The sequence below is a fragment of the Prolixibacter sp. SD074 genome, from assembly GCF_009617895.1.
Lineage (GTDB): Bacteria > Bacteroidota > Bacteroidia > Bacteroidales > Prolixibacteraceae > Prolixibacter.
The window spans coordinates 1,870,230-1,883,401 of sequence record NZ_BLAW01000001.1 but is presented as its reverse complement, the minus strand read 5'-3'; the positions used below and the strand labels follow the sequence as shown (position 1 = coordinate 1,883,401).

General features: G+C 39.6%; 13 protein-coding genes. 11 read left to right on the top strand and 2 right to left on the bottom strand.

The features are described 5' to 3' along the window. The first annotated feature begins 30 nt into the window (after positions 1 to 30). From GJU82_RS08305 to GJU82_RS08265, 9 genes are all read left to right on the top strand, one after another. Positions 31 to 1,245, top strand: coding sequence for an NAD(P)/FAD-dependent oxidoreductase (locus GJU82_RS08305; RefSeq protein ID WP_153631719.1), 1,215 nt, complete (start codon positions 31 to 33; stop codon positions 1,243 to 1,245). 343 nt (positions 1,246 to 1,588) lie between these two features. After that, positions 1,589 to 2,857, top strand: coding sequence for a site-specific integrase (locus GJU82_RS08300; protein ID WP_153631718.1), 1,269 nt, complete (start codon positions 1,589 to 1,591; stop codon positions 2,855 to 2,857). An 11-nt stretch (positions 2,858 to 2,868) separates the two neighbouring features. Next, positions 2,869 to 3,924, top strand: coding sequence for a hypothetical protein (locus tag GJU82_RS08295; protein WP_153631717.1), 1,056 nt, complete (start codon positions 2,869 to 2,871; stop codon positions 3,922 to 3,924). Positions 3,925 to 4,033: 109 nt separating this feature from the next. Beyond that, complete coding sequence (locus GJU82_RS08290; RefSeq protein ID WP_153631716.1) at positions 4,034 to 4,372, top strand: helix-turn-helix domain-containing protein; 339 nt, start codon at positions 4,034 to 4,036, stop codon at positions 4,370 to 4,372. 244 nt (positions 4,373 to 4,616) lie between these two features. After that, positions 4,617 to 5,804, top strand: a complete 1,188-nt coding sequence (locus GJU82_RS08285) for a VapE domain-containing protein (protein WP_153631715.1) — start codon at positions 4,617 to 4,619, stop codon at positions 5,802 to 5,804. Between the two features lie 223 nt (positions 5,805 to 6,027). Next, complete coding sequence (locus GJU82_RS08280) at positions 6,028 to 6,915, top strand: toprim domain-containing protein (protein WP_153631714.1); 888 nt, start codon at positions 6,028 to 6,030, stop codon at positions 6,913 to 6,915. A 105-nt stretch (positions 6,916 to 7,020) separates the two neighbouring features. Beyond that, on the top strand, positions 7,021 to 7,314 hold the full coding sequence (gene mbpA, locus GJU82_RS08275) for a mobilization protein MbpA (protein ID WP_153631713.1): 294 nt from the start codon (positions 7,021 to 7,023) through the stop codon (positions 7,312 to 7,314). Further along, entirely contained in the window at positions 7,311 to 8,084 is a 774-nt protein-coding gene (locus GJU82_RS08270; protein ID WP_153631712.1) for a relaxase/mobilization nuclease domain-containing protein, read from the top strand. The genes mbpA and GJU82_RS08270 overlap by 4 nt, the downstream gene beginning before the upstream one ends. After that, positions 8,081 to 8,446 (top strand): hypothetical protein, encoded by a 366-nt coding sequence (locus GJU82_RS08265; protein ID WP_153631711.1) that lies wholly within the window; start codon positions 8,081 to 8,083, stop codon positions 8,444 to 8,446. The genes GJU82_RS08270 and GJU82_RS08265 overlap by 4 nt, the downstream gene beginning before the upstream one ends. Positions 8,447 to 8,997: 551 nt before the next feature. On the opposite strand, the gene GJU82_RS08255 is transcribed toward GJU82_RS08265, so the two are convergent. Next, positions 8,998 to 9,795 (bottom strand): TIR domain-containing protein, encoded by a 798-nt coding sequence (locus GJU82_RS08255; RefSeq protein WP_228488629.1) that lies wholly within the window; start codon positions 9,793 to 9,795, stop codon positions 8,998 to 9,000. A 21-nt stretch (positions 9,796 to 9,816) separates the two neighbouring features. Beyond that, a complete protein-coding gene (locus tag GJU82_RS08250; protein ID WP_153631709.1) occupies positions 9,817 to 10,458 on the bottom strand; it encodes a hypothetical protein in 642 nt (213 codons plus the stop codon). 228 nt (positions 10,459 to 10,686) lie between these two features. On the opposite strand from GJU82_RS08250, the gene GJU82_RS08245 reads away from it, so the two are divergent. Together GJU82_RS08245 and GJU82_RS08240 are read left to right on the top strand one after the other, a co-directional pair. Continuing rightward, entirely contained in the window at positions 10,687 to 11,562 is an 876-nt protein-coding gene (locus GJU82_RS08245) for a site-specific integrase (protein WP_228488756.1), read from the top strand. Next, positions 11,547 to 12,755, top strand: coding sequence for an IS91 family transposase (locus GJU82_RS08240; RefSeq protein ID WP_153630610.1), 1,209 nt, complete (start codon positions 11,547 to 11,549; stop codon positions 12,753 to 12,755). Before GJU82_RS08245 ends, GJU82_RS08240 begins: the two co-directional genes overlap by 16 nt. The last annotated feature ends 417 nt before the right edge of the window (positions 12,756 to 13,172 follow it).

Genomic DNA, 13,172 nt, shown 5'->3' with positions numbered 1-13,172 from the left:
AATAAGTAGCACACAAAAGGAAAACTTAAAATGAAAAAAAGAATTATCATTATCGGTGGTGGTTTTGGAGGAATTACCGCTATGCATGCGCTAAAAAAGCAGTTGGGTCACGAAGTTGAGGTAATTCTAATTGACTATCGGGCAAACACCTTAAACAAGCCACGACTTCCTGATGTGGCTATAAAAGGCGAATCGATAGAACATGCCCGGTTTTTAATGAAAAAAGCTGTTAAACAAGATGGTTATAATCTCATTCAGGAAACAGTAAAAAAAATTGATGCTAAAAATCAAAAAGTATTTTTGAGCGAAGGCGGAATTGAAGAATATGATTATTTGATTTTGGCGACTGGGGTTGAAAAGCATTATTCCGGCATTGAAGGATTTACTGAATTTGGTTACTCCGTATGCGATGATGTTCAAGCACCACGCTTGTACAGGCGGTTGCAAAAGTTTAAAGGCGGACCTGTTTTTATCGGCTCCATGCCCTACAAATCAGGGACCCGTATTGATGCTCCCAAATTATTAGCTCCTTGCGAAGGCCCGGTAGGCGAAGTAATGTTTATGCTACAGGAATTTTTGACGAAAAAAGGCTTAGTCGAATCTAGTCCGATAACCGCATTTAGCCCGGCAAAAATATTTTTTGAAGATGTAGGAGATGCCGTGCGAAATGATGTAGGGGCTATTATGAAAAAAGAAGGGATTGGTTTGATGACCGGGAAAATTGTTTCAAAAATTGATGAAAAACGTATCTATTTTGAAGACGGCACCAGCGAATTGTGCGCATTGCCAATCATCCTCCCTCAATACAAACCCTATGCATTTCTTGAAGAATCAGGTTTAACCGATGATGCTGGCTTTATCCCTACAGACAAACAAATGCGGCACCTGGATTTCAATAATATTTTTGCCGCAGGCGATGCCACTGCTTTGTCCGTCCCAAAGCTTGGCCATATAGCCGTTATCCAGGCAGAAATTGCTGCAAAAACCATAGCTGCTGATTTGGGAAAGAAAGTAGAAATACCTGCTTTTGATCCTGCTATATTATGTGTTATGGAACGCTCCAATTTGCAGGCTACGATGATTTATTCAAATGTATTGTACGGAGGGAAACGTGACGAAACCCTCAATGGCATGATAGCTTTTATGATGAAATGGGGTTTCGATTTTTACTACAATTTTACAAGGGGACATATGCCTCCTGAATTTGCTGAAAAACGGCTGGTACAATATTTATCAAAAAAATAACCTATCACATTTTACGCTATTTTGAATTGATATGACAAAAAACAAGAAAGCCTGATAACCATATGACTAACAGGCTTTTGATGGTGTTTGAACCTTGCATTGTCGGGGTGACAAGATTTGAACTTGCGACCCCTCGCCCCCCAGGTGTGTTCTTTTCATTTGTATCTGTCTGTAATCTCTTAATTTTGTTTATATTTGGATTTCTCTGTATATCCCGAAATAAATGCTTTTTTATATGCTTTTTTAATAAAAACGGCAGGAAAACGGCAGGCGTAAAAATGTCCTGAAAAGCGGCAGGATTGCTTAAAATTGGCGGCAGGGATTAAGATATGACAAAATTCAAATGAAAAAAAGCTATTCCATAAAATTGATTGGTGGCGAGAAAAGCAAGCTGAAAGATGGCTCTTCGCCAATCGGTCTTGTGATTCGTAAACAAGGAAAACGCAAGATCATGTTTTTGGGAATTTCGGCTCTTCCTGAGCAATGGAATAGTGATTTTCAACTTTATATTGTCGACTCCAGGAAGAAGAACCTGCATCCAGATCGCGAACAAAACAATAAGTGGCTTGCCGAAGTGAAGAAGCGGTCTGATAAGATCCTGGAAGAGTTTGAAGAGAATCGAATTGACTGGACCTTGAATCAATTCGAACAGCGCTTCTTGAATAAGTCTAAACACACTGGTGTTGAAGGTTATTTCCAGGATTACATTGATAAGTTGGATCGTTCCGGGAAGATTGGGAACAAGAAAGCTTACGAGAACACACTTGGCATACTGAAGCTTTTCGATTCTAAATTCAGTCGATTATCGTTCAATGATATTGATCTAAAATACATCAACAAATTTGATGAATTTTTAAGAGTGGAGCGGGGCCTCACTAACGCTACAATCCAATATTACATTAAGACTTTCAGAGCATTACTCAACAAGGCTATAAAGGAGGGTGAAGCATCATCTGTGAGTTATCCTTTTGGAAAGACAGGCTACAGTGTTTCAGCCTTAGAGCAAGAATCTGAGAAGCGTTACCTTCCAAATGACTACATAGAAAAACTTAAAACAGCAGAACTGAAAAGTTATACACTGCGATGGGTCCGAAATTTATTCCTGTTCTCCTATTATTGCCAGGGAATGAGTTTTGCTGATGTTGCAGCACTGAAAACTGATAATATTCTTGTTTTCGAAGGTGGCCGGTACATTGCGTACAGGCGGCAGAAGACTGAAGGAAAAGATTCAAAGATCATCCGAATCAAAATTTCGGACAATATTCAGCAGCTCCTAGACTGGTTTAAGAGCAATACTCAGCTTGTTGAGAACTACCTGACACCCTGTGTGTCGATTGCAGGATACGAAGGTGAGAAGCTTTATGATCACATTCGAGGACGGTACCGTAGATATAATAGACACTTGAAGACATTGGGTGAGGAATTGAATTTTGAAGGAATAAGGCTCTCTTCATACATGAGCCGGCATAGCTATGCTATGAGATTGAAGAACAGTGGCGTCCCGGAGGACGTCATTTCTGAAGCATTAGGACATAAGAATCTGGCTACAACTAAGGTTTATCTTGATTCATTTCAGAAAGATGAGATAGCTAAAGCAAATGAATTATTGTGAACGTTAGATACATGGAAGACATAGAAGCAGGCTTTAAATTCTACTTTTTCCCGACTACTGAGTCAATTTTTCAGAAACACATTGAAGGACTCAAAGCGATCGATGTTAATAATGCAGAAATAGAAGAAGTGGGTGGATACACTTGTTTCATCGATTCGAGTGGAATAACTAACCGTTGGAATAAGTTTATTGGTGAGGTTATTCAAATTCATGTGGATCAAATATCTATTAAGTATGGAGAATTGTGGATTCTTTATAATCAATTTAATGAAATTAAGGAAACTCTAGATCAAAAGATGCAGTCTAACAAGGGAGATTTTGTTAAATCTAGATTAGGATGGATTCCAAGTACAAATGAATTGATTTATCAGATTGTCACTTCATTTGATAATGAGAGGGATTATTCAAAGAACTTTCGCACGGTCTATGATTATGCCAATAAAGAGATTGATGATAAAAAGTATTTCGAGCTGTGCCAAAAAGCAGATGCTTGGATGACGGACATATGGAATGGCAATAGCGATGAGCATTTTATTCCAAATAATTTGATGCAGGAGTTTGTGAATATCTATCCGACAATAAAGGAATATGATGACAAGCTGAAAGAAGAGAGGGATTTATATAGCTCTTTGTATCTGGAAACAGCGAGTAGGATTACCGATGAAGGAGAAGGCTTGGTTTGTAGTGTGGAAGAAGAATATGAAGCTTCAAAAGACAATGGTCAAGTAGTTAAAAATCTATCCAGGCCTGTGTTTAATGAAGAAATAAGGGAGGACGTAATAAACAGTTTGGGTGAATACTTCACGCCAAGAAATGAATTTTCTAATCTTGTTAACGGTGCTCCAATAAATTGTAAAATTGATTTTAATGGTGCCCAAGCAAAATTGGCCGGCATTTTCATTCAATTAAGGCGTGATAGGGATATTGATACTGGGACTCATAAAGAAACTTATGAGTTTATTAAAAACACTTTTACGTATAAAGGGCAGGATATAGTTAGTAAGCAGATCTTTATCTATCTAAAAGACCCTGGTAAGATCAATGAGAAAAATATGCTAAGAATCTAGGCGCTTTAAAAATGGGGTGTAAAATGGGGATAACAATAGGTATCCCCATTTTTTATATGTTTTGTTGACGATAGTTTTGGTGCCGAAATCAAAACAAAACAAATTGATTATGGACAACGAAAATGTAAGAATTACCGATGACACCCCATTGTCATTTTTGACTGTAGGCCAGTTTAAGCGTCTGATGAGTTACCCCGCCAAGAAAGAGATTCCTAAGCAAGAAATCCCTGAAGTATTTGGAACGAAGCTGGCCGCAAAGATATCAGGGTATTCTGTAGCTACCATTTACTCAAAGACGTCAAAGAAGGAGATCCCATTTTTTAAAAGGGATAATCTTGTCCTATTCAGAAAGGATTTGTTTTTTGATTGGCTAACCGAAAACAGAGTAGAAACCTCGTACGAATACTCAAAGAGGATGGATCAACACCTGGTAGATAGAAAGCGCTAATTACTTGCAACTGGTGCCTGTTGTAAATTACTGCAGGGAGTGTCAAATTGATATAGTGGGAGTTTTTTCAGTAGAAAATTCAAACGCGTGTTGATAGACAACGATGCTGCGGAACCCAGAGTCCTCAAAGTTTACAAAAAGAAAAAAGCGTAAAGCCCCACTTTACGCCCAATTACCAATTTATTTTCTCACTTAGAAAATTATACTGCAAAGATATGATTTTCTGTTTAAATCATTTGCACAAATGAATACAAATGAAAAGGATTTGTACGTCGTTAAGAATCCGAAAAAGCAAACAGTTTATGACGATGTTGCAGAGTATTTATTCGAAAAATACGACATCCAATACAACGAAATATCCCATGATTTCCAGATCTCGTTGAAAGATGAAAGAAACTGGCGCAACCTAAATACAAGCTCTCTGCTCATAGAGCTAGCAAAGGTCGGAATAGACATTAGTCCAAGAAAACTAGAGATTTTTATCCAGTCAGGGTTCATTAAGAAATACAATCCAATTCAGGAATATTTCAGCTCCCTTCCCGAATGGGACGGAACTGACTATATAGCTAAATACTGCTCTTACGTACCGACATTCGAGGATGAAGCATTTCTGTATCATTTCAGGAAATGGCTTGTTCGAGCTGTCAAATGTGCTTTGGAGCCAGAATATTTTAACAAGCAGGCATTTATTATTAGCCATAAGGGCCAAAGTTCCGGAAAATCGACCTGGTGCCGGTTTCTTTGCCCTCCCAAGCTTTCTGCATACATAGCTGAGGATATTGGTAATGATAAGGATGCCCGGATTCAGCTTTCTCGCAATTTTCTGATGAATCTCGATGAGCTATCTGTTCTGTCCAAAAAAGACGTGAATGCCTTGAAAGCGTATTTCTCAAAGACATTTATCAACGAAAGGCTACCGTACGACCGAAAAAATACCAATCTACCCAGGACCTGTTCATTTATTGGCTCCACGAACATGAGTTCCTTTTTAAACGATGAAACCGGTTCAGTTAGATGGCTGTGTTTTGAACTTCGGGATAGAATAAACTTTGCCTATTCCAAAGAGACAAATATTGATAATCTCTGGGGGCAAGCATATTACTATGCCTATAAATCCGATGATTTTAATCCGGAACTGACAATGAAAGATATCAAAGAGAATGAAGACCGGAACTCCAAGTATACCCGCTTGACAACAGAACAGGAGTTAGTTGCCCAATATTACGAGAAATCGCAGAGTATGGATGATTTTATTACTGCTACTGAAGTAATAGCAGCCTTGAATTTTCTTAATCTCCGATTGAACCACATCAACATTGGCAGGGCTCTTTCCGGCTTCAATTTTCAACGCGTTAAACATCCGAAAAAGCAAGTTTGGGGCTACCTGGCAAAGTCCAATATTATCAATCAAGAAAGAAATCATACAAAATAGTGAATTTAACCTACCTACTTACCTAAGAGCAAAATTGAAATTGATAATCAGTGCTTTGCTTAGGTAAGATCAGTCGTATTTAAGTTGCCTGGAACCTACCTAAGTTACCTATTAGGTAAGATAGGTAAGATGAAAAATCGACTTACCTGTGGTTTATGTTTCTGATATTCAATGTTTAGGTAAGTAGGTAGGAGAAAAACAGAAAAATGAAAAAAAATAGCCGATGAAAAGAGAAATAAAACTACAGTGCGACACAGCTCGAAATTTATCAATATTTGACTTTTTACGTTCTGTTGGAATGACTCCCCGGAGGGAAAATTCGAGGGAAGCTTGGTATGCCAGTCCGTTTAGATCGGAAGCAATACCTTCTTTTAAAGTGTCGAAGGTGTTGAATCGTTGGTTTGACCATGGTGCCGGTATCGGTGGCAATATTATTGACCTGGTTATCGCTTTAAACAGCGATTGTTCCGTTCAGGATGCTTTGGCAATTTTGGAGAAGGGCACTTCTCTTTCTTTTCATGAGCAAATTGATTCGGACTCAATGCCGGAAAGAAACCGAATTGAAATACTTCGTGTTACTCCAATTCAGCACCCAGGACTGAAAAGATATTATTCCTCCAGTGCAATTCCCGATCTGGTGATATCCAGATATGCGTACGAGGTACATTATTCATTAAACGAAAATAGTTATTTCGCTATCGGAATGAAGAATGTATCCGGAGGTTGGGAATTGAGAAATCAGTATTACAAAAATTCGAGCTCGCCGAAAGACTATACTTTAATCCGAAATTCGAACTCGATACTTTCAATTACAGAAGGCATGTTCGATTTTTTCACGCTCGTCTCGGAAGAGCCGGAATTAGCAAAAACGTCTGATTTTGTAATTCTAAACTCCCTTTCTTTTTTGGATCGGGTGACTGCAATACTCCCGTTCTATAAACACGTCGATCTTTACCTGGATAACGATTCATCCGGGAAGCAGGCAGCAAAAAAGCTGTGTTCCTTATACAACGTTTGTAATGATTTATCGAGCCGGTATTCGGCATATAAGGATCTCAATGAGTGGGCAAATAGCGCAAATTTTGGATGTACGCGAAAAATGTCGCGATAGCTTATTTCAAGATGTGTCATTGTCATGACAATCTTGCTTTGTTCCCCGTGGTCACAAAGGGAGTTCACCATCGTTCCAATGGTTCACTAAAAACTAAAAAACAGTATGAAAAGAAGGAAAATAGAATTTCGTTGTAGTTCACTTGAAAAAGCGATCATTCAAAAGAAGGCAGAGAATGCCGGTTTAAAAATCAGTGAATTTTGCCGTGCAACTGCTCTGGGGCAGCGTGTCACTTTTCGAATGACGGATGAAGAGCTCTCCGTTTATAAGATGCTTGTAACCTACAGCAATAATTTCACACGGATCGGCAATCTTTTCAGAGACAAGGATAGCAAATTTGCCCAGGAGATTCGTCAAACTTCGGACGAAATAAAAAAGCATTTAAGGAGACTGCAATGATTGGCAAGGCAAAGAGTATAGCACATACAGCCAATGCTGTTGACTATGCCGTAAAAAAAAACGGTGCTGAAATAATTGACAAAAGGATGGTCGTTGGGGAAAGCGGTGTTGAGATTGCTGCTGAATTTAGGGTCTTTCAGGATTTAAATCATTCGACCAAAAATAAATCAATTAGTATGGTCTTGTCTCCGGAGCCTGAAGATGGTCGAAAGTTGGAAAATACGGAATTTCGGAATATTGCAAATGAGTTTTTGTCCGGGATGGGACTTGAGGAGCACCAGGCTATTGTAGTAAAACACACAGACCGGAATCACGCGCATTTGCATATCATATGTAATAGAATTGATTCTTCTGGAGGAACATACAAAGACAAATTTATTGGTAAGAAGGCACAAAGAATCGCTGATGTTGTCGCCGGCAGTCTCGGTTTGATTAGAGCGAGAGTAGTTCAGGATTTAAAAAAGAAAAGTTCTTTGCAGTTGAGAAATGAGATCTATCGGTTGCATAAAGAAGCCATGGACAGCATGCCGATGGACTTCACTCAGTATGTTGACCTGATGATTTCGAAAGGCGTAGAGATTGAACCCGCTGTAAATAAGAAAGGGAAACTTCAGGGTTTTCGTGTGAGATATCAGGACCAGAGCTTCAAAGCATCGGAAGTTAATCGGAATATGAGTTTGTCGAAACTGACTTTCACCCACAATACTAAAATTGGATCTACCCCAACCATTCGTAGAATGCCGGGAAGACAGAACGGATTATCGTTATGACTAATAAAAGACACAATATTGAAACCATTGCAGAGGTGTTGATTGATCGGCTTAATGCAATGGAAAAAACAGCGATGCGCATTGAAATTGCTGCAGCAAAAGAATTGAAGGTCGATACAACCGATTTGGATCGCAAAATCAAACATCTGACAGTTCTAACGGATGATTACATTCGGAAGATTGAGCAGAATAAGACGAGGAGGCTTTCGTTACCCAAATGGTTGGTCATCGGTTTTATTTGTTTGTGCATTCTTTTCTCTGGAAGTGTTACTTTAAATATTTATCAAAAGTTCGAGTATGACAAGGTGCATGAAGCAGCTGTTGTATGGTATAAAAAGGCACATAATGAGAACGATAATTAGAGTGAAAGAGTAAGCTCTATTTGCAGGGATTTGTAGATTTTGAGGCATAATGGTAAATTTTACCATTATGCCTCTATTGCTAATATTTTATTGGTATCAGGAAGTGTTAATACTGGATGAAGCAGTAGAAATGTTGTGCTCGATTATGTATTTTTAAGGTAAAAAATGATGATGAATGCAAGTATTGAAAAGAATAAAAATGTATTGACAGTCAGTCTCCCTGATGATGTTGACTTGTCTGATTTGTCAATGGTCGAAGTCGTCTCAAAGGATTCATCCGCTGTTTTTAAAAGGAATACTTCCAACTACGCTTTAAATGACCTTCTCGAAAAAATAACTCCAGACAATCTTCATCGCGAGATATTTTGATCTGGAGCTAGCAAGAGCATAACTGCTGTCAGAAACTATTGCAGTGAATTTTCATAACTGCAAATTTTGCAGTTATGCTTCTATATGTTGATAATTAGTATAGAAGAGGCTTTATTAATGATTTCATTTGGTATTTATCCGTTTCAGTTCGCATCGCTTATGAGCCTGTTTGGCTTAGTTTTTTATTCATATAGTTTGTTTGCATCAATCTTATATCCAAGAGATTTTAGTTCAAGGACTAATTGATTTTTCCATCCACTGTTATACGGTACATATACAACTCCATCAAAGTCTCCCGGATCCTCAATCTTTTCATTTTCAATTAGCGGGAAGACTTTTTCTATTCCCAATTTCGCAATAAAATAACCTAACTCAAATACTACATTTTGCCTTGGCCTTAATTTTTTATTACTCTCTCCATCTTTTTTGGAATATCCATAATCATCAGCAGAAATTATTACTATTGCAAAATCTACATTTGAATAGTCAGTAAACTTGTTGATTAAAGTCCTTCCTAAATTAGGTTTCTCATGCAGGATTATTGGTTCTAAATCTAATTTCTCCAATGTTCTGGCGACATCGAGTTTAATTTCATTGTTATGACCATGCACTATAAAAATTCTATTTAAATCAATGTCTGTAGTATGTAAAAGGTTTTCTTTTACACTTGAATCTATTTGATTGTCGATTTCAATATCTTTCAAAATCGTCTGAATTAATGAAACCATCTCCTGTTTGCCTTGATTGAAAATCCTTCTGTATGTTATTGAAGCATCTTCAAATCCTGGAACATTGTGAGCAACCATACTTGGAACAAATTTAATCTGAGCTATCTCAGATTTATATTTATCATTGCCCATAATTTTCTCAACAACCATTGTAACATGTCTTTTTATTACATCCGGTTTGTCTTGCTCTTGGTAATTACTTACGAAGTTTTTTAAACCTTCAAGTAATTCTATTTTATTGGAGTATTCCATATATTTCTTTAGGTTGTAAGATTAAGCACCGGTGAACAACTGATAAAGTAAACTTCCAATAGAACCAATTTGCGAACCATATTGCAATATTCCTTTCATGATTTTCTCAGGTAATTTTCCTGATTTATTAACTTCCATTTTTGCGTTTTGGAAATCGGAAATTGCATTTGCCTTTAATTCTTCGTCAATCGAATTGTCAGATTTTATCGTTTCAATTATTTTTTCAATTTTCTTTGAGAACTCAGGTCTGTTGTCGATTGTAACATTGTTTGATTCAATCACAAATGTATTGTTTGCTCCGCTTCCAGATACGTTGATATTGTATTTTCCTTTTTCCTGCATTTCGAGTTCCTCTTTTAAATATTTTGAACCTTTAAAAGTGATTTTTGCCTTGTATTCATTTTCTGGTATTTCTCTGTTTAGCTTATTAAATGGGCTTTCAGTTATTTTTGATTCTCCAGTCAAAATGTTTTGCTCGAAAATGTACGAGTCATATCGAGGTTCTCTCCCTGCCAATACGATGAAATTTTCATCCACGAGTTCTTTAAAAATGTTTCCTTTTTCACTTGTTGTCAAGTCAGGGAATAACTGTTCAATTGGATGCATTTTCCCGTCACCCTCAAACTGTTTTAAATGAAGAAGCAATTTCAAATAGTTATTCATAGTCGATTTTCTTTTAAACTTGGCGTTAAAGGTGTTGGTATCAGGTCGTGGCGGTCAGACGAAAGTCTGATTGTCCGACCGAAACTAAGGTTGGGACGAGATTCGACTTGTCGAATCCGCACAAACCCAGCCATGACTTATACCACGTGTTGAACTTAACCTCACTGGCGTTCGGTGGTTTTACAGGCCACCGAAAACCAGTATCTTTGAGGCATTTAATCATTTAAAATTAATTATTATGACAAATTTAAAAAAAGATTTGAACAGGAAGCGGTTTTACGCAATCTAAGTGAAAGGACCCGTAAAAGTTACTGGTGGCACATTGCCGATTACAGTAACTTTTGCAAAAAAGACCCGGAACACACGGGAGTAGAAGAACTCAGGGCCTATTTTCAAAGTATGCTCACCGATGGGAACCACAAACCGGGCAGTGTAAAAATGGGCTACTACGCCCTTCGGTTCCTCTTTACAAATATTTACCATAAGGAGTGGGCAAAAGAATACCTTCCAACGCCAAAGGTTGCCAAAACACTCCCGCTGGTTTTATCAAAAGACGAAGTGAGCGATGTACTCGGGGCTATTGACAACTTCAAGCACCGCGCTATCATCATGCTCATTTATTCCACCGGGGCCAGGGTATCAGAGAGTGTAAACATCAAACTTACCGACATTGACAGCCGACGGATGCAGGTAAACATCCAGGAAGGCAAAGGGCTGAAACAACGTAAAGTGCCGCTATCGCCGGTTTTACTTTCTGTTTTAAGGGATTATTACAAAAAGTACAAGCCGCAGCATTACCTTTTTGAAGGCGCGGGAGGAAAAGGTACCCACCTGGGCATTACAGCAGTACGGACTATTTGTATTAATGCACGGCACCGCACGCCACAGGTTAAAAAGCCTTACACGCCACACACTTTCCGGCATTGTTTTGCCACGCACCACCTCGAACAGGGCACCAACATTCTGGTTATACAGCGCCTGATGGGGCATTCCGATTTAAGCAACACGCTCAAATACCTCCACGTGCAGCAACTCAACACAAGCCAGGTGGTAAACCCGCTGGACACGCTGGAAGGACTGGAGGGGCTATGCAGGAACAAATAACTGTAGGAAGTTTACTGCGTGAATACGGGGGAAACTACATCAGCCAAAACAAGGTAACAAAAGGGCAGCAGAGCTTAATCCACCTGCTGTCGGCGTGCCGCACCGGGGGCCTTGGAAGCCATTTCGAGAAATGCGACCATTGCAGCTATACAGAGAAATCTTATAACTCCTGCCGCAACCGCCACTGCCCTGTGTGCCAGCAAAAAGAAAAACTGGAATGGCTGGACAAACGGATGAAAGAACTTCTCCCGGTGGGGTATTACCATTTGGTGTTCACCCTGCCGCATGAGTTAAACCCGCTATGCCTGCAAAACAGGAAAGTGATGTATGGCTTGTTGTTCAAAGCTGTTTCACAAACCCTGCTCGAACTTACCCGTGACGTAAAGCACCTGGGCGCTGATATTGGCCTGGTTACCGTACTCCATACCTGGGGGCAGAACATGAAGGAACACCCACACCTGCATTGCATCATGCCCGCAGGGGGCCTGGGCTTCGACCGCGAACACTGGGTGCATGTACCGGCCAAAAACAACTTTTTCATCGCAGGCAAGATATTGGCAAAAAAGTTCAGGGGAAAGTTTCTGTATTTGCTAAAACAAGCCAAAGAAAAAGGGGAACTCGATTTTCACGGCAAACTGGCAGGCATAAAAGGGCCTGTGCAGTTTAACCGCTTCCTCACGCCTTTATACAAAAAGGACTGGGTGGTGAATGTGCAGGCACCCATGGGCAATCCTGAAAAAATACTGGAATACCTTTCGCGTTACGTGTTTCGTATTGCCATTACCGACCGGCGGATTTTGGAAGTGAAGAATGGCAAAGTGCGATTTTCGTGGAAAGATTACCGTACAGGCAGGTTCCGGGAAATGAAACTGGATGTGGATGAGTTTATCCGCCGGTTTTTGTTGCACATTTTGCCAAAGGGCTTTTTTAAAGTGCGGTACTATGGAATTTTATCGAGCCGTTACCGTAAACAAAACATCCTGGCGGCAAAACAACTGCTGGCACAAGAGGTCGAAAACCGGAAAGAAGAGGCACTGGAAGATGGCGGCCAGGTTTGGGAAAAACAGGATACGGTGTGGACTGAAATCCTGGAATGTATCCAAAACTTCCGGCAGCCTAACTGCCCGGTATGTAAAAAAGGGAGGTTGCGTTTTGCCGGTTTGGTGAAAGATGTTCCGTGGGAACCCGGATAGTGCCTACCCTGCAAATCGTTCTTTGAAAAATTGCACAACCGGTTTACCGGCTAAAACTTTTGGTTTTTGGCTGAACGGGAAAAGTATGTCCGGTGTGGAAACGAAAAACGTGCCCAATATCCGGGTCCCGGCCCCAAAACAGGTAAAATAGCAAAACCGGCGGCAGAAAAACAACGGAAAGGATGCAGAAAAACCATTCAATCCCCATAGTGTATAGCTTTGAACAGCAACGGTTAAGCCCAACACGAATTAAAACACAATTGGGCGTGCATTTTGAGCGCAGTTACCCAAAAAAAAGGCAGTAAGTATGCAAACCTACTGCCTTTTTTCAGGGCCCAACTGTGCCTTAATTCCTAAAATGTTGAACTTAACCTCACTGGCGTTCGGTGGTTTTACAGGCCACCGAAAACCAGTATC

Excerpts from the sequence above, each read along its gene's own strand:
- GJU82_RS08305 (WP_153631719.1), top strand. The coding sequence starts at position 31 with ATGAAAAAAAGAATTATCATTATCGGTGGTGGTTTTGGAGGAATTACC.
- GJU82_RS08300 (WP_153631718.1), top strand. The coding sequence starts at position 1,589 with ATGAAAAAAAGCTATTCCATAAAATTGATTGGTGGCGAGAAAAGCAAG.
- GJU82_RS08295 (WP_153631717.1), top strand. The coding sequence starts at position 2,869 with ATGGAAGACATAGAAGCAGGCTTTAAATTCTACTTTTTCCCGACTACT.
- GJU82_RS08290 (WP_153631716.1), top strand. The coding sequence starts at position 4,034 with ATGGACAACGAAAATGTAAGAATTACCGATGACACCCCATTGTCATTT.
- GJU82_RS08285 (WP_153631715.1), top strand. The coding sequence starts at position 4,617 with ATGAATACAAATGAAAAGGATTTGTACGTCGTTAAGAATCCGAAAAAG.
- GJU82_RS08280 (WP_153631714.1), top strand. The coding sequence starts at position 6,028 with ATGAAAAGAGAAATAAAACTACAGTGCGACACAGCTCGAAATTTATCA.
- mbpA (WP_153631713.1), top strand. The coding sequence starts at position 7,021 with ATGAAAAGAAGGAAAATAGAATTTCGTTGTAGTTCACTTGAAAAAGCG.
- GJU82_RS08270 (WP_153631712.1), top strand. The coding sequence starts at position 7,311 with ATGATTGGCAAGGCAAAGAGTATAGCACATACAGCCAATGCTGTTGAC.
- GJU82_RS08265 (WP_153631711.1), top strand. The coding sequence starts at position 8,081 with ATGACTAATAAAAGACACAATATTGAAACCATTGCAGAGGTGTTGATT.
- GJU82_RS08255 (WP_228488629.1), bottom strand. The coding sequence starts at position 9,795 with ATGGAATACTCCAATAAAATAGAATTACTTGAAGGTTTAAAAAACTTC.
- GJU82_RS08250 (WP_153631709.1), bottom strand. The coding sequence starts at position 10,458 with ATGAATAACTATTTGAAATTGCTTCTTCATTTAAAACAGTTTGAGGGT.
- GJU82_RS08240 (WP_153630610.1), top strand. The coding sequence starts at position 11,547 with ATGCAGGAACAAATAACTGTAGGAAGTTTACTGCGTGAATACGGGGGA.